Annotated in this window: 20 protein-coding genes and 4 pseudogenes; 11 read left to right on the forward strand and 13 right to left on the reverse strand. The window is 68.2% G+C overall.

What is annotated here, in order from left to right; translation table 11 throughout:
- Positions 1-297: 297 nt before the first annotated feature.
- The 3 genes and pseudogenes from OG395_RS01555 to OG395_RS01565 all read right to left on the reverse strand — a co-directional run.
- A pseudogene (locus OG395_RS01555) lies at positions 298-615 on the reverse strand (3'-5' exonuclease); the annotation flags it as partial.
- A 480-nt stretch (positions 616-1,095) separates the two neighbouring features.
- A complete protein-coding gene (locus OG395_RS01560) occupies positions 1,096-1,374 on the reverse strand; it encodes a hypothetical protein (RefSeq protein ID WP_327241251.1) in 279 nt (92 codons plus the stop codon).
- 147 nt (positions 1,375-1,521) lie between these two features.
- On the reverse strand, positions 1,522-1,782 hold the full coding sequence (locus OG395_RS01565) for an integrase core domain-containing protein (RefSeq protein ID WP_327241252.1): 261 nt from the start codon (positions 1,780-1,782) through the stop codon (positions 1,522-1,524).
- 423 nt (positions 1,783-2,205) lie between these two features.
- On the opposite strand from OG395_RS01565, the gene OG395_RS01570 reads away from it, so the two are divergent.
- The gene (locus tag OG395_RS01570) at positions 2,206-2,532 is read left to right on the forward strand and encodes a hypothetical protein (RefSeq protein WP_327241253.1); all 327 of its coding nucleotides are present in this window, start codon (positions 2,206-2,208) and stop codon (positions 2,530-2,532) included.
- A 458-nt stretch (positions 2,533-2,990) separates the two neighbouring features.
- Here OG395_RS01570 and OG395_RS01575 read toward each other — a convergent pair whose 3' ends face one another.
- Positions 2,991-3,584 carry a hypothetical protein gene (locus OG395_RS01575; RefSeq protein WP_327241254.1) on the reverse strand — a complete coding sequence of 198 codons (594 nt, stop codon included), beginning with the start codon at positions 3,582-3,584 and terminating at the stop codon, positions 2,991-2,993.
- An 83-nt stretch (positions 3,585-3,667) separates the two neighbouring features.
- On the opposite strand from OG395_RS01575, the gene OG395_RS01580 reads away from it, so the two are divergent.
- The 4 genes from OG395_RS01580 (at position 3,668) to OG395_RS01595 (ending at position 8,360) form a co-directional block, all read left to right on the forward strand.
- Positions 3,668-3,910 (forward strand): hypothetical protein, encoded by a 243-nt coding sequence (locus tag OG395_RS01580; RefSeq protein WP_327241255.1) that lies wholly within the window; start codon positions 3,668-3,670, stop codon positions 3,908-3,910.
- 284 nt (positions 3,911-4,194) lie between these two features.
- On the forward strand, positions 4,195-4,488 hold the full coding sequence (locus OG395_RS01585; RefSeq protein ID WP_327241256.1) for a hypothetical protein: 294 nt from the start codon (positions 4,195-4,197) through the stop codon (positions 4,486-4,488).
- A gap of 692 nt (positions 4,489-5,180) precedes the next feature.
- On the forward strand, positions 5,181-5,606 hold the full coding sequence (locus OG395_RS01590; RefSeq protein WP_327241257.1) for a hypothetical protein: 426 nt from the start codon (positions 5,181-5,183) through the stop codon (positions 5,604-5,606).
- A 321-nt stretch (positions 5,607-5,927) separates the two neighbouring features.
- The gene (locus tag OG395_RS01595) at positions 5,928-8,360 is read left to right on the forward strand and encodes a lamin tail domain-containing protein (protein WP_327241258.1); all 2,433 of its coding nucleotides are present in this window, start codon (positions 5,928-5,930) and stop codon (positions 8,358-8,360) included.
- 302 nt (positions 8,361-8,662) lie between these two features.
- On the opposite strand, the pseudogene OG395_RS01600 reads toward OG395_RS01595, so the two are convergent.
- From OG395_RS01600 to OG395_RS01630, 7 genes and pseudogenes are all read right to left on the reverse strand, one after another.
- Positions 8,663-9,508: pseudogene (locus tag OG395_RS01600) on the reverse strand (transposase); the annotation flags it as partial.
- A 30-nt stretch (positions 9,509-9,538) separates the two neighbouring features.
- The gene (locus OG395_RS01605; RefSeq protein ID WP_327241260.1) at positions 9,539-11,254 is read right to left on the reverse strand and encodes an IS1182 family transposase; all 1,716 of its coding nucleotides are present in this window, start codon (positions 11,252-11,254) and stop codon (positions 9,539-9,541) included.
- Positions 11,255-11,698: 444 nt separating this feature from the next.
- Positions 11,699-11,929: a hypothetical protein gene (locus tag OG395_RS01610; RefSeq protein WP_327241261.1), complete on the reverse strand. Its 231-nt coding sequence runs from the start codon at positions 11,927-11,929 to the stop codon at positions 11,699-11,701.
- A gap of 2 nt (positions 11,930-11,931) precedes the next feature.
- Positions 11,932-13,056: a PP2C family protein-serine/threonine phosphatase gene (locus OG395_RS01615; RefSeq protein WP_327241262.1), complete on the reverse strand. Its 1,125-nt coding sequence runs from the start codon at positions 13,054-13,056 to the stop codon at positions 11,932-11,934.
- A gap of 274 nt (positions 13,057-13,330) precedes the next feature.
- Positions 13,331-13,504, reverse strand: coding sequence for a hypothetical protein (locus OG395_RS01620; RefSeq protein WP_327241263.1), 174 nt, complete (start codon positions 13,502-13,504; stop codon positions 13,331-13,333).
- A 59-nt stretch (positions 13,505-13,563) separates the two neighbouring features.
- Entirely contained in the window at positions 13,564-13,830 is a 267-nt protein-coding gene (locus tag OG395_RS01625) for a hypothetical protein (protein WP_327241264.1), read from the reverse strand.
- 102 nt (positions 13,831-13,932) lie between these two features.
- A pseudogene (locus tag OG395_RS01630) lies at positions 13,933-14,286 on the reverse strand (RNA-guided endonuclease TnpB family protein); the annotation flags it as partial.
- A 50-nt stretch (positions 14,287-14,336) separates the two neighbouring features.
- On the opposite strand from OG395_RS01630, the gene tnpA reads away from it, so the two are divergent.
- Positions 14,337-14,765 carry an IS200/IS605 family transposase gene (gene tnpA / locus OG395_RS01635; protein ID WP_327241177.1) on the forward strand — a complete coding sequence of 143 codons (429 nt, stop codon included), beginning with the start codon at positions 14,337-14,339 and terminating at the stop codon, positions 14,763-14,765.
- An 868-nt stretch (positions 14,766-15,633) separates the two neighbouring features.
- Here tnpA and OG395_RS01640 read toward each other — a convergent pair.
- Complete coding sequence (locus OG395_RS01640) at positions 15,634-16,029, reverse strand: peptidoglycan-binding domain-containing protein (RefSeq protein ID WP_327241265.1); 396 nt, start codon at positions 16,027-16,029, stop codon at positions 15,634-15,636.
- Positions 16,030-16,513: 484 nt separating this feature from the next.
- Between OG395_RS01640 and OG395_RS01645 the strand changes: the two genes are divergently transcribed.
- Entirely contained in the window at positions 16,514-18,382 is a 1,869-nt protein-coding gene (locus OG395_RS01645) for a hypothetical protein (RefSeq protein ID WP_327241266.1), read from the forward strand.
- Complete coding sequence (locus OG395_RS57955; RefSeq protein ID WP_442818495.1) at positions 18,379-18,876, forward strand: flavin reductase; 498 nt, start codon at positions 18,379-18,381, stop codon at positions 18,874-18,876. Before OG395_RS01645 ends, OG395_RS57955 begins: the two co-directional genes overlap by 4 nt.
- Positions 18,877-18,912: 36 nt before the next feature.
- Here OG395_RS57955 and OG395_RS01650 read toward each other — a convergent pair whose 3' ends face one another.
- Complete coding sequence (locus OG395_RS01650) at positions 18,913-19,254, reverse strand: DUF2306 domain-containing protein (protein ID WP_327241267.1); 342 nt, start codon at positions 19,252-19,254, stop codon at positions 18,913-18,915.
- Positions 19,255-19,264: 10 nt separating this feature from the next.
- Here OG395_RS01650 and OG395_RS01655 point away from each other — a divergent pair.
- The 3 genes and pseudogenes from OG395_RS01655 to OG395_RS01665 form a co-directional block, all read left to right on the forward strand.
- Positions 19,265-19,642: pseudogene (locus OG395_RS01655) on the forward strand (transposase); the annotation flags it as partial.
- Between the two features lie 82 nt (positions 19,643-19,724).
- Positions 19,725-19,952, forward strand: a complete 228-nt coding sequence (locus OG395_RS01660; protein ID WP_327241268.1) for a hypothetical protein — start codon at positions 19,725-19,727, stop codon at positions 19,950-19,952.
- A 121-nt stretch (positions 19,953-20,073) separates the two neighbouring features.
- Positions 20,074-22,359 (forward strand): SpoIIE family protein phosphatase, encoded by a 2,286-nt coding sequence (locus OG395_RS01665; RefSeq protein ID WP_327241269.1) that lies wholly within the window; start codon positions 20,074-20,076, stop codon positions 22,357-22,359.
- Positions 22,360-22,417: the final 58 nt, after the last annotated feature.

Genomic DNA, 22,417 nt, shown 5'->3' on the forward strand with positions numbered 1-22,417 from the left:
CATCTCACTTGCGCCCCGCCGTTACGGGACAACCTTTAGGCCGCGCGAATCCTCGTCCCGATCGGCGTCATTTCGTTCTTCGTCGGCGTAGGGAATGGCAGTGCGGATGACCCCGCGAAGCCCCAGAAGACTGCCGGCGCAAAACCCATACCGTCCGCCACCGTGACAGCAATTAGCGACTGTGACCGCTACACCAGCACCTACCGAGACGGGACCACAAGCCCGGCACCAGTGCCGGCCGTCACCAAGACGAACCGTCAAGACGTGCCGCGGCAGTGAGCCCCCCTCATGCAGGCGGCCGGCGGGGTGGTGGTTGATCCATGCCAGGCCGCCGATGTCGAGGCGGCGGCGGGCGCGTGTGACCGCTACATAGGCGAGCCGGGCTTCACCATCGTCGATGGGCCCGGGAAGGGGCCGACCCTTGTCATCGTGCTCGTCGCTGTCCGGAGGTGGGGTGAAGTCGTCAGCGATTCGCACGCGCGACCATTCGCGCCCTTTGGCTCTGTGCGCCGTGGAGACGGTCACCTCGGCTGCACGTTCGTCGTCGAGCTGATCGACGGCCCTGAGGATGGCGCTGGTGCCATGGGTATCGACGAGGTCCACGAGTGGCTGGAGACCGGCGACCACCAGCTCTTCGACCGGCTGCTACACGAATTCCCCGACTGGCTGACCGCCGCCCACACCGCCCACATCGTGCAGTGAAGCCTCAGGACGGCGCCAGCGCCCGTACCGGCTGGCCCCTGTTCACAGGCACACCAAAGAACCCGTTAACGCGATCGCCGTCCAGCAGGAGGCAGCCAGCCCCGGCGACGGTGCGCCCCCGAGAGCGGCTTACGTGTTTTCGAGGGTGTGTTTTGGCGGTGCCGGAGAGGAACGGTTTGAAATGGCCCCACCCTCGATCAGGTGACGTTTCGTGGGTGTCCTGGGACGGAGGCAGTCAAGGGCAGATGGCGGTCCGCGGCGGCCGGTAGCGTGTGGTCCACGGAGCCCGCCCGGCTGCTTCCCCTGACAGGAATGCGGACGGGCGGGCGCCTTGTTGGCGCCCGCCCGTGGGCAAGGGCTCGCAGGATTGCCGGCGGAAGGTGCTGCTGCCGGTCACGTCGTCTCTGCGTCCTGGGTTTGGGGTCCATCGTCGGTCTCTTCGGCGGGATCGACCGAGCGGTAGCGACCCATGCTCCAGGAGATCAGAACGGCTCCAAGGGGGGTCATGCCATAGAGCACGGGGAAATCTTTGCCGAACCTGGTGATGAGGAAGGCCAGCCCCGCGAGGGCGAGGATCAGGAGCGGGCGCCTGACGACGTGGCTGCATACGATCGCCAGTCGGCGCCGCACTCCCTGCGCTTTGGTGAGCCCTATCCAGCCCGAGGGTGACATGACGTCAGCGTAGTGCGTGCTGCAGTTCGGGCAGTGTGTCTTCAAGTTCCTGCAATGGCCGAGGCCCGGAGACTGGGACGTTTGAGCCATTGCCTGTCCCGATCGAAAATACGATTCGGTGCAGTGAGCTGCGGAGATGTCGCGCGGTCAGGCGGCGCGGTGATACTGGTTGATCAATCCTCCGAGGATTGATTCTCGTCGGATCCGGTGGTTCTGGAGATCGGTGACGGTGGCCGGGGCGGGTGGTTCGGCGCTATCGGGGGATAGTTGCCGTCGGGACTGGTGCGGCCGGTGCTGGTTGTAGTGCTGGATGTACTCGGTCAGCACCTTTACGGAATGGGCCTCGTTATAGATCAGCACGCGGTCGAGGACCTCGCGGCGCAGGGTGCCCACGGCTCTCTCGCACATCGCGTTCGCTTTGGGTGCCCGCGGTGGACTGAGTAGGACCTCCACGCCGTCGGCCTCGAAGACGGCGTCGAAGGCGCTGGTATACCTACCTGTCCCGGTCGCGGAGAAGGAAGCGCAGGGAATCCATGCGGCGGTCCAGTGCCATGGCGAGGTCCCTCGCCTGTTGAACGGTCCACTGCGCGGTCGGGTGCACGGTGACACCGGCGAGGTGGATTCGTCTGGTGTCGTGCTCAATGAAGACCAGGGCGTTCGCGGTTGGCCGCGTCGAGTCGGTGACCCTGATGGCCGGCGGGAACAGGGCTGGGCGGCGAACGTGATCCGCTGGGTCGCCGGGCCGCTCGTGGTCGGCTCGATCCTGGCGGCCTTCGTGTCCCGTCGGCGGGAGCGCCGTCGCGCTCGGGCCATGAATGAGGGGCGGCAGGCGTGAACTGGGCCGTCCCCTGGAGTGAGGCGGCGCTCGTGGCCGTTGCCTGCTGGGCGGTCAGCGGTCTGGGATACGGCGTGCTCGCCGCCCTCGTGGTTCTGGGAGCGCCACGGCTTTTGGCCGGCCGCGGTCGCGGCGGGCCTCGCGGGGGGTTGTCGTGCTGTTCGCTCTTGTCGACGTCCTGCGTCCGGGTCTGGGCCGGTACGGCGGACGCGCTGGCCACGGGGGCCGCGGCGACGGTCGCCCTGGCCGTCTTCATCCTGGTCGACCGCGGAGCGGGACGCGGTCGTGATCACGACCAGGACCTTTCACGAGGAGCACCCTGATGCCGCCTTGGCAAGTACCCCAGCGCTGCCAAAACTCGTGAACATCACCCGACCGTGGATCTGGGTGCCTCCCAAACCCGTGAACAGCTGACGGCACTACTCGTGAATAAAGCCAACTGTCCGAAATTCGTCAGCACCAGCGCATGTCCAGTGCTTGAAGAGTGTTGATCTGTTCCGCGGTGAGACGTGTGACGTTGCGGCGCCGTTCGGACATCCAACAGCACAGAACGAGCGGATCGTTGGCGTCGTTGCCGCGGTAGGTGGCGGGGACGGCGATGTGCTGGTGGGCGTTCGGTTCATGCCCGTGCCTGTGCCGCCCCTAACCGCTCGCCGGGGCTCCGCTCAGGCAGCGGTCGGTGTTATCCACCACCAAGCCGCACACGCTCGCCCGCCATGGACCCGACGGGACAGCGGCCGTTTTCTCGGAGGCGAGCATGAGGCGCGGTTCCCTGGCCACGTCAGCAGCCATTGCCCGCTCCTCGTACGCGTTCCTGCCCGGTGCCCTGACAATCCGGGCAATCCATTCCGAGTCCGCACTCCGGGCACCGCCGGCTGTTCACGAAGCCCAGACCCTCACAGATGCGGCATGTGCCCCAGCCTTCGCACATGACGCACAGTCGGTAGCCGGGCCTCAACGTTTCCGGGGTGGCCACGCGTGGGGGACGTATCCAACGGGCGTGGATCCACACGACGGGCACCTCTCCCCAGAGCCGCAGAGCGCGGCCCGCGTGGCTGCCACCGGCCCTGCATCCGTCGCGTGTTACCACGGGCAGACGGCGACCGCCGAATCCCTGCTCGGTCTCGGCGCGCCAGCCCGCCTCGGCGAACGCGTCGGCCGCGGCTGCGGTCGCGTAGGGAGTGTCAGGCAGTATCAGGGCCATCGAGAACCGCTTGCCCATCGCCCCGCTTACGGTGCGCCGATCGTCGGTCCGCTCCTCGGCGCGCGGCTCGACACCAGGGGCGACCGCAGCCGCGACGGCCCACAGTTCCTGGCGCAGCCATTGCACCGCACGCTCGAACTTCTCGGCCGCCCCCTCGATTTCCTCACCCAAGGCCGTATCCCCCGCTGCTCAAGTCACCGGCGAGCGGACTGTACGCGCCCGGCTCCTTCAAGTCCAAGCCCATCCCATGGGCCGTGGCCCCCAGCCCCGTGAGGACCAGGCGCCAGGTCATCCCGCCCGGCCGCTTGGACAGCAAGAACTACGTGGCGAGCTACCGCAAGACCGTCGCCGCCTACCAGGACCAGCTCGCCGCGCAAGAAGCGGGCCGCCCTTGCCGCCGCGAAGAAAGCGGCCGCGGGCACGCGCCGCGGCTCGCTGCACGCCGTCGGCTGACCCGGCACCCGCACAGTTCCGCTCCCCGGCTTCGCGCCGCCTGATACGGTGCGTGACCGAGCAGTGGCGAGGCCGGCGGCCGTGTCGGGCGGTAGGCGACGGCGGCCTGCGGGAGACGCCCCGAGCTGCGGACGGAACGTGAAGGCGAGACCGCCCGCGCCGACTTCGGCGAGCGGTCGAGGCTGAACGGCAGCCGGCCAAATCTGACGCGCGATCGGTCAGACACCGTCGCCCTCGTCGGCGACGCCAGCTGGCTCCGTCGTTGGTCTCGTCGACGAGGAAGTCCCGATTCGGCGACAGCCCGCCGCGGCGCTCGTAGGATGCCTGGATGCCTCAGCAGATACGGATGAGCCGCCGCTCGTGGGTTGCCGCGTGGGCGGTGCTGTGCGCGGCTGGCCTCGCCGCCACCGCCAAACTGAACGCCTCCTCGGCACCGGACCCGCAGCCCGAGAAGTCCGTCAGTGCCGAGTGCGCCGAGCGCATCGCGGACATCGAGACGCAGCTGGCCAAGGGCAAGCAGGAAGGCAAGGGAGACGGAGTGCTGGTCTTCTCGCGAGTCCAGGTCGGCACCGAGGACGACTGCCGTGACGATCTCCGTAACCACTTCCGTGGCGATCAGTGAGCCGCGGTACCTGGCTCGCCGCGATGACAGGGCTAGCCTTCGTCGGTGCCGGGGCAATCATTGCCGTGGGCGCCACGTCGGAACCGAAGCCGCGGCCCGCGCCGCCGCGGGTGTACTCCTCCTGCCTGGCGGCAGACACCAAGCCGGTGTCTGCGGACGACGACCCGTGCGACGGCCGCTGAAGAACGTCCGCCGCATGGCAGAGCACCCAAACCCAAGACGGCCTCTCGGCCGACGACGCCACCACAAGAACCGTGGACATCGGGGCTCACCCAGATGAGGGGGACCCTGTTCGTCACTGACAGTGAGTCTAAGGCTTGTCCCGTAACGATCTTTTGGTCGGAGGGTTATGAGGCTTTGCCTCACCGGCTTGGGGCTTGATGCCCTCGCGCGCTGGGTATCGCAGGCGCATGCAGGCATGGGGAAAGGCCCTGTGGACGGGACCCCGGTTGGAGACTTTCCTGCGGGGCGTGGTGTGGCGGGTGCTGGCGAGAGAAGCGCCGCAGCCGCGGTGGATCCCGCGTGGTGTCGGCCGACGTCGACGCCACTGCCGGCGTCGGGGCGGTCTGGATCGTGTGGCGTCCGAAGTCACCACGCATGCGTGAGCACATTGCGCTCCTGGAGTGGTACGAAGAGCAGTGCGGTACGTGGGGGGCGGCAGCGACCCTGGAGAAGATCCTTTCAACGTCGATGTGCTCGACGTTCGCAACGGCGGGGGCGTCCTCAGCCTCACCCGCAGCATTGATCCTCCACGCTCCATCACCGCAGCTCCGTGGATCAGTTGCGTCAAAGTGAGCCTCGGGCGGGACGTCGATCACGTTCTCATCGGAGCCCGCCGGATCGGCAATCCCGAGCACTGCAAGCTCATCGTTGTTTGGACGTCCCCCTACATTAGCCGCGGAGCCCGTCCCGTCAGCGAGGCGTTCAACAGCGTCCTCAAGGTCGAGTACGTCCACCGGCACACATTCCGCACCCGCGCCGGGGCCAGGATCAGAATCGCCACCCGGATCACCGGCTTCTACAACACCCGCCGACTACACAGCGTGTGCGACTTCAAGAGTCCGATCGACTACGAACGCGAGTACTGGGCCGGCCTCACCGTGGGGTTGGCTGCGTAGAAAGGACTCCACGATCCAAGGGGATTGACACAACGGCTTCTCTCCATATGGGCATGAGGGCGACCCGCTCAACTTTATCGGCCGCCCGTCAGCGGTAATACGCTTGCGCACCCGCCGCACCCGCCGTAAGTCACGATCCGACAACGAGGTAAATTCCGGCGAACAGTCGGGAAACGCTTGGCTTTTCACGTGTGAGACCGCTTGTTGTGTGCGTGTCTACGCGCGTATCTTGAGCCGACTTTCGGCGCTTCTCCCTCAGAACCCGTACATCGCGAATCCATACCTGACGTCCGCAAGCACGTCCGCAAGAAAGAACTCACCATGTCGCCTTCCATACCCCCGGCCCTGCGCGGCCGACGTGCCAAGGCCATTGCCATTGCTCTGCCCATCGGTCTCGCCGGGTCGCTCATCGCGCTGCCGTTCACTGCGCAGGCGACCGCGTCCTCGGACGCCGTCATCTCCGAGATCTTCGGCGGTGGCGGGAACGCCGGGGCCAGTCTCACCAATGACTTCATCGAACTAGGCAACGCCGGCGACGCTCCCTTCGACCTCACCGGCTGGTCGCTCCAGTACTTGAGCGGCTCGCCCACCGCCACCTCCAAGTGGCAGGTCACCGAGATCAAGGGCGCCATCCCGGCCGGTGGCAACTACCTCGTGGAGGAGGCCAAGGGCGCGGGCGGCGACACCGCGCTGCCCACCCCCGACGCGGCCGGCACCATCGGCATGTCGGCGAGCAGCGGCACCGTCGCGCTCGTCCACTCCACCACTCCGCTGGCCTGCCTTACTGCCGCCGACTGCGCCGCGGACAGCAGCATCAAGGACCTGGTCGGCTTCGGAACCGCCGTCGTACGGGAGACCTCACCCGCCACCGGCGCTGACAACACGCACTCGGTGAGCCGCGATGCCGCCTTCACCGACACGGACAACAACTCCGTCGACTTCTCCGGCTCGACGCCGAGCCCGCGCAACAGCGCCGGTACGGGAGGCGACGGTGGCGGGGACCCGTCCCCCACCCCCTCGCCTACCGACACCACCCCTGGCGACGTACGCATCCACGACATCCAGGGCGCCACGCGGCTCTCCCCGTACGCGGGCAAGAGCGTCACCAACGTCCCCGGCGTGGTCACCGCGGTCCGGGCCGCCGGTACTTCGCGCGGCTTCTGGATCCAGGACACGAACCCGGACGGCGACCCGGACACCAGCGAGGGCGTCTTCGCTTTCACCGGCTCTTCCACCCCGCAGGTCAAGGTGGGCGACTCGGTCCTGGTCTCCGCCAAGGTCACCGAGTACTACCCGGGCGGCAAGGCATCCGGCTCGCAGTCCATCACCGAGCTGAGCGGCCCGACGACCACCGTCCTGTCCTCCGGCAACCAGTTGCCCGCGCCCGAGGCGATCGACGCCAAGACGCTGCCCGAGGCCTACGCGCCGAACGCGGAGGGCGCCAGCATCGAGCCCCTCAACCTGGAGCCGTCCAAGTACGCCCTGGACTGGTTCGAGTCCCGCGAGGGCATGCTGGTGCAGATCCAGGACACCCGCGTGGTGGGTGCCAGCAACGCGTACAACGAGACGTGGATCACTACCAAGCCCAAGCAGAACCCGACCTCCAGCGGCGGCACCGTTCTCACCAGCTACAACGACCTGAACTCCGGGCGCCTGCTGGTCGGCTCGCTGACCGCCGACCAGCTCAAGGCCAACGTCGGTGACACTCTCACCGGTACGACGATCGGCCCGCTGGACTACGCCAACTTCGGTGGCTACAACATCCAGGCCACCACCCTCGGCAAGGTCAAGTCCGGCGGCCTCAAGCCGGACGTGGCGAAGCCCGGCAAGGCCAACGAGCTCTCCGTCGCCACGTACAACGTGGAGAACCTTGCCCCGCAGAACCCGCAGAGCAAGTTCGACCAGCTGGCCCAGGGCGTCGTCAAGAACCTCGCCACCCCGGACGTCGTGAGCCTGGAGGAGATCCAGGACAACAACGGCGCCACGGACGACGGCACGGTCGCCGCCGACCAGACGCTCGCCAAGTTCACCGACGCCATCAAGAAGGCCGGCGGCCCGGCGTACGAGTGGCGCTCCATCGACCCGGAGAACAAGACCGACGGCGGCGAGCCCGGCGGAAACATCCGTAACGTGTTCCTCTTCAACCCGAAGCGCGTCAGCTTCGTGGACCGTCCGGGCGGCGACGCCACCACCCCCGTCAAGGTCGTCGACAGCGGCAACAAGGGGATCACCCTGTCGGCCTCCCCCGGCCGTATCAACCCGACGTCCGATGCCTGGAAGAGCAGCCGCAAGCCGCTGGTCGGCGAGTTCACGTTCCAGGGCCAGCAGGTCTTCATCATCGGCAACCACTTCAACTCCAAGGGCGGCGACCAGCCGACCCACGGCGTCTTCCAGCCGCCGACGCTGGGCTCCCAGACGCAGCGTCTGTCCCAGGCCAAGGAAGTCAACACCTTCGTCTCCAGCCTGCTCGCCAAGGACAAGAACGCCAAGGTCGTCGTTCTCGGTGACATGAACGACTACCAGTACTCCACGCCGCTCACCACGCTCACCCAGGGCGGAGTTCTCACCGACCTGATCAACAAGCTGCCGGTGGGCGAGCGGTACAGCTACGTCTACGACGGCAACTCGCAGACGCTGGACCACATCCTCGTCACCCCGGGTATCCACAACCCCGGGTACGAGCTGGTCCACGTCAATGCGGAGTTCTCCGACCAGACGAGCGACCACGACCCGCAGGTCGTTCGCATCAAGTAACGCGAAGATCCCAGTGATCTGTGGCGTGCACGCGTTCGACGCGTGCACGCCACACGTGCGTTCAGGCCGCTCAGCGCGCCGTAAGCACTGAACCCAGGATGGGTGCGGATCCTTACGAACGGAAAGGCGCGTGCCGGGACAATCCTGTGCCATCGAACGAGCACCCCGGGACCTGGCGGACGGCCCGTCCTCCTCGGCTACCGGGCCGTCTGCTTGGACCAGCGCATGACGGATTGGTCGACACTGGAAGACGCCTGCGGCTCTGCCGAACACATGCCGGGGCGTTGACGCCCCTATGGATGTCAAGTAGCGGTTGCGACACGTGCGCGGCTGGCTGCGGGGCTCGGAGTGGCGATGAGCCGGTAGACCTCCCGTGCGATGTAGCGCTTGAGGCAGCGGATGACTTCTCGGCGCGTCTTGCCCTCGGCAAGGCGTCGCTGCAGGTAGTTCCGAGTGCGGTCGTCCCAGCGCAGGCGGCTGAGGACGATCCGGTAGAGAGCGGCGTTGGCCTGGCGGTCGCCGCCGCGGTTGAGTCTGCGGCGCTGGGTCTTGCCGGAGGACGCTTCGACCGGGCTGGTGCCGCACAAGGCGGCGAAAGACGCCTCGCTGGTGAGGCGTTCGGGGTTGTCACCTGCGGCGATGAGCAGGGCTGCGGCGCTGTCCGGGCCGACGCCGCGTACGTCGAGCAGACCGGGCGTATTCGCCTTGCCGGCCTCGGCCATCCGCTGGTTCAGGTCGTCGATCTCTTCGGTCAGGTGCTGGATTCGGCGGGCCAGCAGACGCAGGGTGTGCCGGGCACCTGTAGCAGGCCCGGTCGCGTCCAGAGCTTCCAGTGCGGCGCACCGCTTGATCAGGTGCGGGTTGGTCAGGCTGGCCAGGGGCTCGCGCAGGGCGGAGTCGGCGCAGACCAGGACGCTCTTGAGCTGGTTGATGGCCTGGGTACGGGACTTGATCGCGGATCCCTTGGCGAGTTTGAACAGCCGCAGCATCTCCACCGGGCCGTCGCTCGTCTTGGCCGTGGCGGTGGCGTGTCCGGACAGCACGGCGCGGGCGGCGGCCTCGGCGTCGGCGGCGTCGGTCTTGCCGTGGCGCCGGCGGGCGGCCTTGTCCGGCTGGTTGACCTCGACTCCCTCGGCGTGCAGGTGGCGTTGCGCGATCTTGGTGGTTAATTCCAACTGTCATGCAGCGAGGGAGAGTTGGAGTCGGGCGAGGTGGCTGTGGTTGGCGCGGTCGAGGGGGTGGCCGTTCCACCAGGCGACGACGCGGATGAGGTTGAGGGCTGTGGCGCTGGTTGTGTGGTCGAGGTGGGTCTTCGCCAGGCCGCGGTAGCGGGCGCGGCGTAGGCCGGTGGTGTGGGTGGCTTGGCGGATGGTGCCCTCGACGCCTGCGCGCAGGGCGTAGTCGCGGTTGAAGTCGTCGGTCTGTTGGTGGGCGCGGGCAGCTTGGATGGCCTCGGTGAGTTCGCGGGGTTGGAGGCTGAGCCGGCGGCGGTTGCTGCGGGCGCTGGTGCACTGGTCCTTGGAGGGGCAGGGGATGCAGTCCAGGGCGGCGAAGGATACGACGGTCTTGGCCACGCCTTCTTGGATGACATCGTTCCAGGTGGTGCTGGTCTTCCCGGCCGGGCAGACGGCCTGCTGGTTGTCCCAGTCGATGATGAAGTCGGTAGCTGCGAAGCCTTGTTGGGCTTTGGCTTGGCGGGAGGTGTCGAGCAGGACCGGGGTGATCAAGGCGACGCCGTAGGCCTTGGCGGAGCCCACGATCAGTTCGGCACTGGGGTAGCCGGAGTCGAGGTAGTGCCGTGCGGGCAGCAGCCGACGGCGCTCCAGGGCCTGGTGGATCGGCTCCAGGGCCTTGGTGTCCGGGAGGGTGGAGGCGGTGGTGGCCACGTTCGTGATGATGTTCGGCCGGGCGGGACGGTCGCCGTCGGCCTGTGGGTGGCAGGTCTCCGACACGTGCAGCTTGAATCCGTTCCAGAACATGTCCCGCTTGGCTGACCAGCGGGCGTCGGTGTCATACGGGGAGGCCAGGCGTATCGGGCCGGGCGGCAGCCCGTCACCCCCGTCCTCGTCGCGCTCGCGGCGCCGGATCCGCAGCCTACCGCCCCTACCCGGGGTGCGGGTGTAGTTCTGCACCAGCGCAATCCGCAGGGTCTGCACCGCGGGCAGTTCGCGCAGCCATGCCGGGGACACCGGGGCGTAGAGGGCCTCCAGCAGGGTGTAGCCGTCCTTGGCGTAGTGCAGGGCGAGTTCGTCCTGCTTGGTCTTGGAGGAGGGCAGACGCCAGGTGTCGATCCGGTCCGCGTAGCGGCGGCTCCAGTCCTCCACGACCAGCGCCTGGTCAACCCAGTCGGGGCAAGCCGCAGCCAGGGCGTTCAGGGCCGCGCGCACGCTCTCGCCGACCAGCTCGAGCCGGTTCAGGTCCCGCACCGCGGCCACGATGTGCGTGGAGTCGGTGCGCTGGTTGCCGCCCGCCGCCACCAGTCCCAGCTCGCGCAGCCGCTCCAGCAGAAGGTCCAGCACCCGCTCCTCCAACCCGTGGGCGACCACCCGGGAGCGGAACTCCGACAGCACACTGTGGTCGAAGCCCGGATCCTCCAGAGCCAGACCCAGCGCGTACTTCCAGGACAGGTTCTCGCGGACCTCGTCCGCGGCCTGCCGGTCGGTCAGGTTCGCGGCCTTCTGCAGCACCGTGACCAGCGCGAGCCGGCCTGGCGACCAGCCCGGCTTGCCCGCCCGCCCGAACCCGTCGGCGAAGGCAGCATCCGGGAACAGCTCGCCCAGCCGGTCGCGGACCTGCACCGCCAGCGGGGCCTCCCGCCTGCCCGAGTACATCGCCCGGACCGCCGCCGCGATCTGCGGATCCGGTTCAGGCCAAGGCTGGGGCTGCACCGACACGACACGCTCCGATCCGAGAAGACCCACGAGTGATCACCAGCGCTCATGATCCACTGCCTCCTCGTCGCGCTGCCACCCCTGGCGCACAGGCACGCCCACGACCGACTCCGCCAGCCATCTCGATCCCTGCCAACTCGACTTCAGTGCCGAGCAGTTGGAATTAACCACCAAGATCCTTGCGCCTGCCGAAAACCTCATCCGTCCAGTTCAGGCCGCATGCTGGTACTCGTGGAGGGTGTGGCCGAGGCGGTCGCGCCGTCGTATGTCGAGGCGGGCGATCTGATCCGGATCCGTGATCGGCGGCGTGGGCGTTGTCAACTTGACCAGTCGGTGTCTGGCTGAGGGTGTGTGTGGCCGTGGAGGGGCCGGGCGGCGGTCCTTGTGTCAGGCCGCGGTAGGCAGGGCGGTCGACATTCAGCGAACTCGCGAGAGCCTGTCCGGCCTTCAGGACCACCTGGGCTGCTCCGGAGAGCCGGACGAACGCTCCGGAGCGGTCCAGGCGCGGGCGGCGGTCGCTGACGCGGAGGCGAGGACGAGGAAGCTGCTGAACGCATAGAACATAGCCGGACCGGCGCTGAAGATCCGGAGTTGGCTCTTCAGCGCCTCGTAGTACTCGGGCTCGGTGAGGTCCACCCTGGCGCTGTGCTGAGGGTGCGCGGCCGGGTCCTGGGCCACGACTACGACGACCCAGATCCGGGCCCCGGGGTGCGCTGGATGCAGACCATGGCGGCGTCGTCGTCCAGGTGCCCGCCCACATGAGTCAGAAGGTCGGCGCGCAGGTGGTGGATTAGGGCCTGGGGGCTGTCGTGTGCCTGGGAGGCGGCACGTTCGGTCAGTGGGTAGAAGACTTTGCCGGGGTCCCGGGCTTCTATCACGCCGTCGGTGTAGAGCAGCAGCAGGTCTGCGGGCTCCAGGGTGAAGGTGTCCACCTGGTACTGGGGTGTGGTCAGCTCGCCCAGGCCAAGTGGCGGCGCGGGGCGGGTGGGGTTGAGTGCGGTGGCCTGTCCGTCGCGTAGTAGCAAGGGGGGCGGGTGCCCGCAGCTGATCATCTCCGCCTTCTCGCCTGCATCGGGGATGTCGATGATTGCGGCGGTGATGAAGCACTCCCCTTCCTGCTCCGACTCGGTGGGTTCGACCATGCTCCAGCACACGCTGTTCTCCAGGTAGGCCATGAGGTCGGGCAGGGACGATTGCCGGTGTGCGGCCGCCCGGAATGCACCCAGCAGCAGCGCGGCATCTCCGATCGCGGTCAGGCCCTTGCCCCGCGCATCCCCGATGATCAGCCTGGTGCCGGCCGAGGTGCGGGTGGCCGCGTAGAGATCGCCGCCGATCTGCGCCTGCTCCTCCGCCGCGAGGTACACCGAGGCCACCCGCAGTGGCCCGATCTGCCGCGGCAGCGGTCTGAGCACCGCTCGCTGCGTGGCCTCCGAGACCGTGCGCACCTGCGCCAGCTCACGACCGTACCGATCCCGCAGCCACCGGAACACCGTCACAATCACCGAGACCACCACCACGGCGACGATCTGCGTACCGACGCTCTCCGTGGTCAGGATGCGGAGCCCTACGCCGACGCCGAACAGGGCCGCCACGGCGATGGCTCCGACCACGGCGGTTACGAGGGGGCCGGCGAAAGAGGCGGTGAGCGCGGGAGCCACGATCAGTAGGGGGCCCAGCGCCACGTCGGGCCCGGTCGTTGCGTCGACAAGCACGATGGCTGCGATCAGAGCGAGCGGGATCGCCAGCAGGGCGTCACTGGCCCGCCAGGAATGTTGGCGGAACGAAACCCGCCACGATATGCCCATATGCCTGAATTTGTACCTATCAGAGTGGCCCCGCAAGTCGGTCCCTGGTCCTGCCCGGAGCGGTTTTGGCCGTGACCGTCGCAGCTACCGCAGTTCGTCGGGGGTGTCCCACAGCCAGTCCGCGCTGCCGAAGGTGCCGGCCAGGACCGCTCACGTTCCACCGCTTCCATGTAATCCGCGATCAGCACACGAGTGCTCGAGTCACAGAAGCGCGGGGTGATCGGCTGACGGGCCGCGACTTCGGCCCGCTGAACAACCTGGACCATGTGGCGCGTTACGACTCCCTCGTCGCCTCCTCGTCGGCGAAGCGACAACTGGCGGCGGACATCGCCGCCCCGCCCGGCGAGGAGCACAGCCACTGGCGTGTGGTCCTTCTCCTGCAGATCTCCCGTACGACGACCCGACGGTCACCGAGGAAGTGTTCTGCCCGCTCCTCACGGTCCAGCACGCGGACGGCGTGGAGGCGGCTCCGACCCTGGCGAACAGTGTCCCGCAGGCCTGGGTCATTCAGTGATCGGTGGTGGAGTGGGGGCTGGCGGCGGTGCCTTCGGTGCCGAGCAGCACGAGTATCGAGGCGGGGCCGAGGCCCAGGGTCGTGCGGCGCTCGTCGGCGCGGTCGTCGGTGAGCGCGGCGCGGATCCCGGCCAGGGATGCGGCGCCGCAGGGACCGGAGGACACGCCGAGGGCAGCGAGGTCACCAGCCGCACCAGAGCTGTCCTCGTCCGTGACGGCGATCGCGGTATCCAGGCCGTCGCGCATCGCGCTTGTACTCATCGGAGTACCGCTTCGAGTAGTTGCTTCCCACCTGGCTCTACTTCCTCTGGAACCTCAGGTCCCAGTCTCCAGGTGTCCGTGATCAAGGGGAAGCTTCAAGCGGCCGATCCCCCTAAAGCGCGGACAGCCCGGCTTGTCCCCGGCCTTGATGCGCCGGAAGAACGCGGCGAACGCCTTGTCCAGCCGGCGCAGGGTGGCCTGCTGCGAGGAGAACGACCAGCGGCCCTGACGCTCCGGGTCGCATGCCCGGATCTCCTTGAGCTGCACGGACTGCTGCCCGTACCGGACCGTCGTCTTCGAGACATGCCGGTAGGCGTCACGGCGTTCCTGCAATGCCCCGTTATGGCGTTCCTGCAATGCCCCGTTATAGAGGGAACCGTGATCGCGGAGCATCTCACCGAGCGCTTGTTCCTGCCGGGCGGTGGGCCGCATGAGGAACTTGTACGCACGGATCATCCAGCCCACCTCCTCCGCGTCGATTCCATCGACCGCACTAGACTTGGCGCATGTCACCACGCTGGGAACCCAACCCCGATGTGCGGCGCGGCCGTCACGTAGTCTACAACCTTCACGCACACTTGGTGTTCGTCACCAAATATCGGTGCAACGTCTTCAATGACGAGATGCTGACGCGCTGCGAGGAGATCATGCGGAACGTCTGTACCGACTTCGGGACCGACCTGATCGAGTTCAACGGCGAAGAAGGCCACGTGCACCTGCTCGTGCACTACCCCCCGAAAGTCGCCCTCTCCAGCCTGGTCAACAGCCTCAAGGGCGTCAGCTCACGCTACCTGCGCGCCGAGTTCCCCGACCGCATCAACCGCGCAACCATGCACGGCCGCTTCTGGTCCGGCTCCTACTTCGCCGGATCATGCGGCGGCGCACCACTCCAGATGGTGAAGGACTACATCGAGAACCAGAAGCGGCCCGACTGAGCGCGGCTCCGCGGGCGAGGCACTGCGGAGCGAAACTGCGGCGCTCCGCGCCGCAGGGTTCAGGATCGGATTCCCTCCCCGCCTGAAGACGGGGATTCCCTCCGAAGAAGACGGATGGAGGCCAGCCCAGGAGGCAGCGTCGTCGCCCCGGCCGACACTCCCCCGCTACTCCAGCCGCCCCGAGGGCAGCAGACAGTCCATCCGCAACCACAGCGTCCGAACTCAGCGCTGCCGACCACGCCCTCCTGACCAGCACAAACGGGCCATGAGATAACGCCTCATGACAGCAAAACCGACCCCCAACCTCTCACCTCACGTCAGTCAAGAACCCACCATCAACCACCCACTGACCAGCAACAAAACCCCACAACCACGACCTTGACCACTGACTCTCACCACCACTGACGCCAAACCGAGAGATCGCATCGAAGAGCTCCCGGACGGCAACTCCGTACGCCTGGGCGTCTTTCTGAGTAACCAAAAAAGTCGGCGTGCCCGGCTCAGTGAAGAGCAGCTCGCGGTCCTCGCCGCCCTCGGATACGACTGGGCGGCATAGCCGCAACAGGGTGGTGAAGCGCCGCCATACCGACCGGCAGCCAACTGATCTGCAAAGGCCAGAGGGCGGGCGGGAACGTTCGCGGACACCTGGACCGGACAAACGACGCACAGGACCGACTGAACCCGGCGCAGCGCTTCAGTCGGCGAAAACTCTCACCGCGCGGTGTCTGTCAGCAGCCGCACGCAGTACGCACCAAGGCCCCGGGATGTCACGGCAGATTCCCGGGGCCTTGGTGGCAGCCGGCGGCACGGGGCCTCTACGGAGCCCCGTCAGTGCAGGGTCTGCCCTGAGAACTGGCTGCTGATGGCATTACGGAACGCGGGTGCAGCCTCCGCCGACCTTCTCGTGGAGCATGGCCTTGCGAGTGTTGGGTCCATACTCGCCGTCGGCCGGGGTGCCGGCCTTCTGCTGCGTCCTGATCAGCGCCGCGCGCGTCGACGGTCCGAAGTCGCTGTCCTCAGCCAGCTTCTCGCCGTAACAGAGGTTCATGGAGTGCTGAAGCTGCCGCACGGCCGCGCTGTGGGTTCCCTGCACCAAATTGCAGGTGACCGTGTTGGTCGCCTTGTACATGGGAACCCAGGCTCCGGCGTAGGACGCCACCCAGTCGCAGGTCGGCGTCGCCGCGACGGCCGGCCCCGACGGGACAACGCCCAGCAGACTACCGGCCGCCACAGCTGCACTGACCGTCAGCGTTCTCAGCTTCATGCGCAAACTGGCCTCCAGTGGTTCCAGGCGGTAGCAAGAACGCTCCCGCGCATGAGTAGCCGACCACACCGGTCGGCTCCGGTGAGCCTGGCGTCCCCCTGACCTCACGGTCAAGAGATCCGACATCTCCAATTCCCCTTTACACAAACGGAATTGACGACTTGCACCTTGCACGACAGAGCAGCCCCGGCCTTCAACAAACCGCCACTGAGGATGGGCGCGACTCAGCACCGAGAAGGCAGCGGCCAGCCCGATCCGCGCGCTCGCCCTCGACGGCCTCAGCCAGGGCCATCTCCAGCGCCTCGCACCGGACACGGACGTGGCCGGCACCTGTTCGGTGCTCACTCCGGTCGCGGGAGAGGAAGTCCACACGGAGTGAACCCGGCCGACGCGTCCGGGACCGTTCCGGTCGCCGTCGGGGGGCCCGGTCCTGCTGGTGAGGGCCGGTGGGCACAGGTGCGATGGCCTACCGCATAATCCTCGGGTGTCCGAGAGCCCGGTTCCGATACCGTCGGGGTCCGTCCCCGCAGACATTCCCAACTGGCAGTCCGTCGACGCCGCGGCGTGGCGGAAGGCCGGCCTGGCGCCGTGGACGAGGCCGTTGTGGTCCGTCCTGGCACTGCTCGTCCCACTGGTCGTGGCGATCGGCGCGGATCCGGAACCGGTGTGCAGTGATGCGGTTCCGTGCGGTCCGGACTGGGCCGGCATGGTGCAGGCGGGCCTGGCCGTGGGCCTGCTGTACTGGCTCGCCCGGCTTCCCGAACTCACCCTCGTCACCGCGCCGGTCCTGGCGGTCCTCGTGGCGTGGGAGCAGTTCCCCGCCCCCGGAGAGGTGTCCCGAGCCGCGAACATGGCGGTGATCGCGGTCCTCGCGCTCGGCTGGGCCGCGGCCTGGGCGCGGTCGGCCGCCCGGCGTGAGCAGCGGCGACTCGTGGAGCGGGCCGCCGCCGGGATACGGCACCGGTTGCCCGAGCCCGTCGGCCCGCTGTGGCGGGGGACGATCCCCTTCACAGCCGGTGCCATGCTGTGCGTCGTGGCCGCCGGCGCGATCTGCCTGGGCCTGAGCGGTGTGCGCGAGGACGAGCGCCATGCCGCTGGGGCGGAGCGCATCGCGGCCGAGGTGATCAGCCGGAACGACGTGTCGGTCCGTGTCCGCACCGACGACGCGCGGCGCATCACCGTCGACGCGGCGTTCCCCGAGGACTACGCCGTCGGGACCACGGTGACGGTGCTGGAGGACGGACGGTGGCGGCGCCTGGCCGCCGAGCCGTACGACGCTTTCGGCTGGCAACTGCTGGCGCTGGCCGCAGGGCTGCCGGGCATCTCGCTGCTCACGACGGGTGTCCTGGCACGCCGCCGCAGTGCGGCGCTGCGGCGGGGACCGGTGCCGGCTCTGCGGGTGCTGGGGCGCGTCGATCTCAACGGACGGACCTGGGTCTACGCCGCCGACGACGCCTCTGGCAGCACCCCCCTCTTCAGCTGTCTCCTCGTGCAGGTGCTGCCCGACGAGGACCAGCCCGATGAGGGGGAGTACGACGAGGAGGGCTGGGAGGGCGAGGACGCCCCGGTCTTCGACACGCGGCTACACGAGGCGGTCATGTTCGGCGCCCCGTGCGGAGGTGGCGAGCTGGTCTTCCTCACGGCCGACGGTGATGGGAACCCGGTGGTGACGCGCACCAGGGGGCCGGTCCGGTTGCCCAGGAGGGGCCCTGGCCCCCTGGCGCACGCCCCGAACCTCGACGCGATCGAGGAACCCGCCGGCGCCAAGCCGCTGCCGGACGACCGTGTGGCAGAGGTGGCCGCGACCCTGACACCCACCGGCCGGCCGATGCGCTGGGGACCTGGCAAGGCGGCCAGGGCCGGCGGGCTGGCCTTCACGGCGTGCGCAGTGGTGGGGGCCGAGTTCGTCACCGACACGCTGCTGGCGGACGGGTTCGGCTGGCACGTCCTCGGCTTCTTCGCACTGTTCATGCTGCTCAACCTGGCGGCCACCCTGCTCAACTGGCGGGTCACCGCGGACAGCGCGGGGCTGTGGCTGACCGGAGCCTGGAAGGTGCGGCATGTGCCGTGGGAACGGCTGCGGGGGGCCGCCTACACCCGTGAGGGCACGGTCGAGATCCGAGTGCGCGACCAGGACACCTGGGAGCTGCCCGGCATCGGCTGGCCCGGGGCGGAACGCCGACTGGGACTGCGCCCGCCGTACAACCGGATGGCCGACGAGATCAACGCGCTGCACACCCGTCCGGAGCTGCGCCCCATCGAGCAGAGTCCACCGCGCAACCACGGCCTGCCACTGGGTCCCGTCCTCGCTGTGCTGTTGGCTCTGACCGTACTGCTGTCGTTCCTCGGGTGAGTGCCGCCCGGGCGCAGCGGCACGGTACGCCCGGGCAGGGGGAGGCCGACCGCTGCCCGAGCCGCGCCGGCCGACGGCACGGTCGTGATCGACTCCGCCGATGCTGCCACGGGCCTGGTCGCGCTGCGCAGCCTGCCGAGCGAGGGCGCCACGAGCTGGTCCCGGATCGCCCCCACACACAGGCCTTCGGCGTCAGCATCCTCGCCACGGACCAGCAGGAGGTGTGCGCAGCGGTCGGCAGTCGCAACGAGGACAAGTTCCGCGACATGGGCTGGCACGCCACCACTCACGGCACCCTCCGCATCGAAGGCACCCTGGCCGCCCTGGTCTGCTGCGCAGCGTCCCGAGCGAGGACGAAGTGCACATCGCGTGCACACATCCGCCGTCCACTCAATACATCGGGCCAGAGAGAAGCATCCGTCTCAATCATGCTTTCCTCTTACGTACCTGACGACGCACGCCCCGCCGGGGCGCACACTCCCCCAGAGCGATGATTTCGCCACTAGACATCCTCACCCACGACGAAGTGATCAGGAGTCGTACGTGGGTGTGCGCGGCTTGCTCGACCGCTTGCGCACCAGCGGCGCGAGTGTCCTGTGGATGATGACGTACTCGGCGACGACCGCGCACACGAGGATCGATGCCCACACGCTCGTGGTGTAGATGTCGTCGAAGGTCAGCGAGGGGAACGGGCCCTGCAGAGCCACGCCGAGACCGATGAAGGCGCGGAGCGCGACCGCGGCGAAGCTCAGCGAGTAGTTGCGGATCAGCCAGATCCGGTGGAGCTGGATCTGACCTTGCCGGATGGCGCGGAAACCCTGGAAGAGGGTGTACAGCCAGGCGGCGGACAACAGATAGAACGCAACCTGCACGGAAATGCCCCTGACGTCCATGCCGGGGATCGGCGTCAGGACCGGAGCCAGGATCCTCATCGACGTCGGCGACGGCAGTTCGTTCCCGTCCGCCGCCCACCTCGCCGCTTACGCCGGCCTCGCCCCGACGACTCGTAGTTCGGGGTCGTCGATCCGCGGCGAACAACCTTCCCGAAGAGGAAACAAGCAGCTCAAACGAGCCTTCTTCCTCTCCGCGTTCGCCACCCTCGCCGACCCACGATCGAGGGCCTACTACGACAAGAAGATCAGCCAGGGCAAGCACCACACCCAAGCACTCCTCTGCCTCGCCCGCCGACGAGCGGACGTCCTCTTCGCGATGCTCCGCGACGGCACCTTCTACGAACCCCAACCTGCCCCATCACCTTGACCAAACCCATAGGGGCACCCCCCGGGGGTGTGGTGCGCCGTGGTGCTCCTCGACGGCGCCCGGGTCCGCAGACGCGCTGGGGATGAGAACCGGCCGACCTGTTCTGGCGAACATAAGCCTCACGCTCGCCGACGGGCACGGGAACCTGATCCGGATCTCGGCCGCCAGACCCGGGCGCTCCATCGAGATCGCCACGGCCCGCCGCAACAAGATCACCGCCCACCTCCGCGAAGCCGGCCTCGGCGCCCGCGCGGACCTCGCCTTCGTCGGCCTGGACGACGACCCCGACGGCCCGGTCACGCTTCCTTGATCGCGCCCACACCCATGCCGAGTAGCCTGTGGAGTAGCGATCTCTGCTCGCTGCGAGGCCCTCCATGACGACGCCCAGTGCACGAGAGCTGCTCCTTGGCACTCCATTCAGCCTGGCGACCATGGCCACCGCCGTGCTGGATCAGCGGGGCATCGTCATCGGCTGGAACACCGCGGCCGAGAAGCTCTACGGGCACACCGCCGACGACGCCCTTGGAAAGCCGGCCCGCAAGTTCTTCGTCCCCATCGACGGACGCCCGCTCTTCGACCCGGACTCCCCAGCCGAGTCCTGGGGCGAGACACGGACGATGCGGGGACGCGGCGGCAGCCTCGTACGCACGGTGCTGTACGTATTGCAGCTGGGACCCAAGGGGGCCAACGCCGCCTGGGCCATCATCTCCATCGCCGCCGACCAGATGGAGCGATGGGCCACCGACCAGGCCATACTGGCCGGGCTGTTCACCCAGGCACCGATCGCACTGACCGTGTACGGCCCGGACAGCCGCGTGAACTGGGTCAACAACGCCTTGGAGGGCCAGACCGGGCTCGCTCTCCACGAATGGGTTGGCCGGTACATCCAGGACATCTTGCCGGAAGGCGAGATCATCTCCCCGGAGCTGTGGGGCCGCCGGCTCGAATCGGTGATCGAGCAGGTCTTCCGCACTGGCGAGCCCGTCGTTGACCTGCACTACCGAAGCCCCACACCGGCCGGCCCCACCCATCAAAGAGTCTGGTCCTGCTCTTACTTCCGCCTGCAGGACGCCGAAGGCCACTGCCTGGGCGTCTGCGAATCGGCGTTCACCATCACCGAGCGCTACGAGACCCAGCGGCGCCTGACTCTGCTGAGTCGCTCCAGCAGCATCGGAGGAACGCTGGACGTGACCCGGACATCCGAAGAACTCGTCGCCGTCGTCGTCCCCGACTTCGCGGACGCAGCATGGGTCGACCTGGCGGAGCCCGTGCTCACTGGCGAGGAGCCCGCCCCCTGGCACGCCTCACAGCAACTGCGCCGGGTCACCCAAGGGAACACCCCAGGCCAGGCAGCGGCAACACCCCCGCTCGTGAACCTCCCCGCCGGCGACCAGCAACTCGTCCTGCCCCTCAAGGCCGGAGGTGCAACGCTCGGCCTGGTCACCCTGCTGCGCAGTCCCCCCAGGGCCCCCTTCAACGACGCCGACCGCGCCCTGGCCGAGGAACTGGTCGCCCACACCGCTGTGTGCCTCGACAATGCACGGCGCTACGCCCACGAGCACGCAGCCGCCCTGCTGCTGCAACACAGTCTGCTCCCGCAGGAGCTGCCAGAGCCGACCGCCGTGGAAACCGCCCACTACTACGCCCCCACCGCAGGTCCCACAGGCGTCGGCGGCGACTGGTACGACGTGATCCCTCTGTCCGGCGCCCGCGTCGGGCTCGCCGTGGGAGACGTGGTGGGTCACGGACTGCACGCCGCGGTGACGATGGGGCGGCTGCGGACCACCGTACGAGCCCTGGCCGCTCTCGACCTCGCACCCGACGAGCTCCTCACCCGCCTCGACGACCTGGTCGGGCAGGCAGGCATGGGAATCCACCCAGCCGGAGAGAGCAGTGCGGACCAGGCAGTGTGCGCCAGATGCCTGTACGCCGTGTACGACCCCGTCTCAAGACGATGCAGTGTGGCCAGCGCCGGCCATTTGCCCCCCGTCCTCGCCGCACCCGACGAGCCCGCCATACCACTCGACATCCCGGTCGGCCCCCCGCTGGGCATCGGCGGCCTGCCGTTCGAATGCGCAGAGTTCGACATCGCCGAGAACAGCATGCTTGCCCTGTTCACCGACGGACTGGTGGCGGACACACAACACGATTTCGACGCCGGAGTGGCCGGCCTGTGCCGGATCCTGTCCCGGTACCCGGAGCTCTCCCCGGCCGATGTGCGAGACCGGATCGTCGAGTCCAAGATCCCGGCTGACGCGCAGGACGACGTCGCGCTCCTTCTGGTCCGGGTCCATTCCCTGGCCGACGACAACATGGCAAGCTGGCGAATCGACCCGGACCCGGCCCAAGTGGCCAGAGCGCGCGCGTCCGCAATGGTCCAGCTGGCCCGCTGGGACCTCAGCGCCGTGAGCTTCGTCGTCGAACTGATCGTCAGCGAGCTTGTCACCAACGCGATCCGGTACGGTAGTCCGCCGCTGCATCTGCGACTCCTGCGCGACCAGGACCGCGCGCTGATCTGCGAGGTATCGGACGGCAGCCACACCTCCCCGCACCTTCAACGTGCACGCCTGGACGAGGAGGGCGGCCGCGGGCTGTTCCTGGTCGCCCAGCTCACCGACCAGTGGGGAACCCGCTATACGCGCGAGGGAAAGACGATCTGGACCGAGGTTCCGATCCGCCTGGGCGTCGTCGCCGGCGGCGACGCACTCAGCGCCTGAATGACAGCGGCCGAGCGGTCATCGGCATGCGCCCGGCAACGCTCTTGGCCACCGCCCA

Source organism: Streptomyces sp. NBC_01320 (assembly GCF_035974375.1).
GTDB lineage: Bacteria > Actinomycetota > Actinomycetes > Streptomycetales > Streptomycetaceae > Streptomyces > Streptomyces yanii.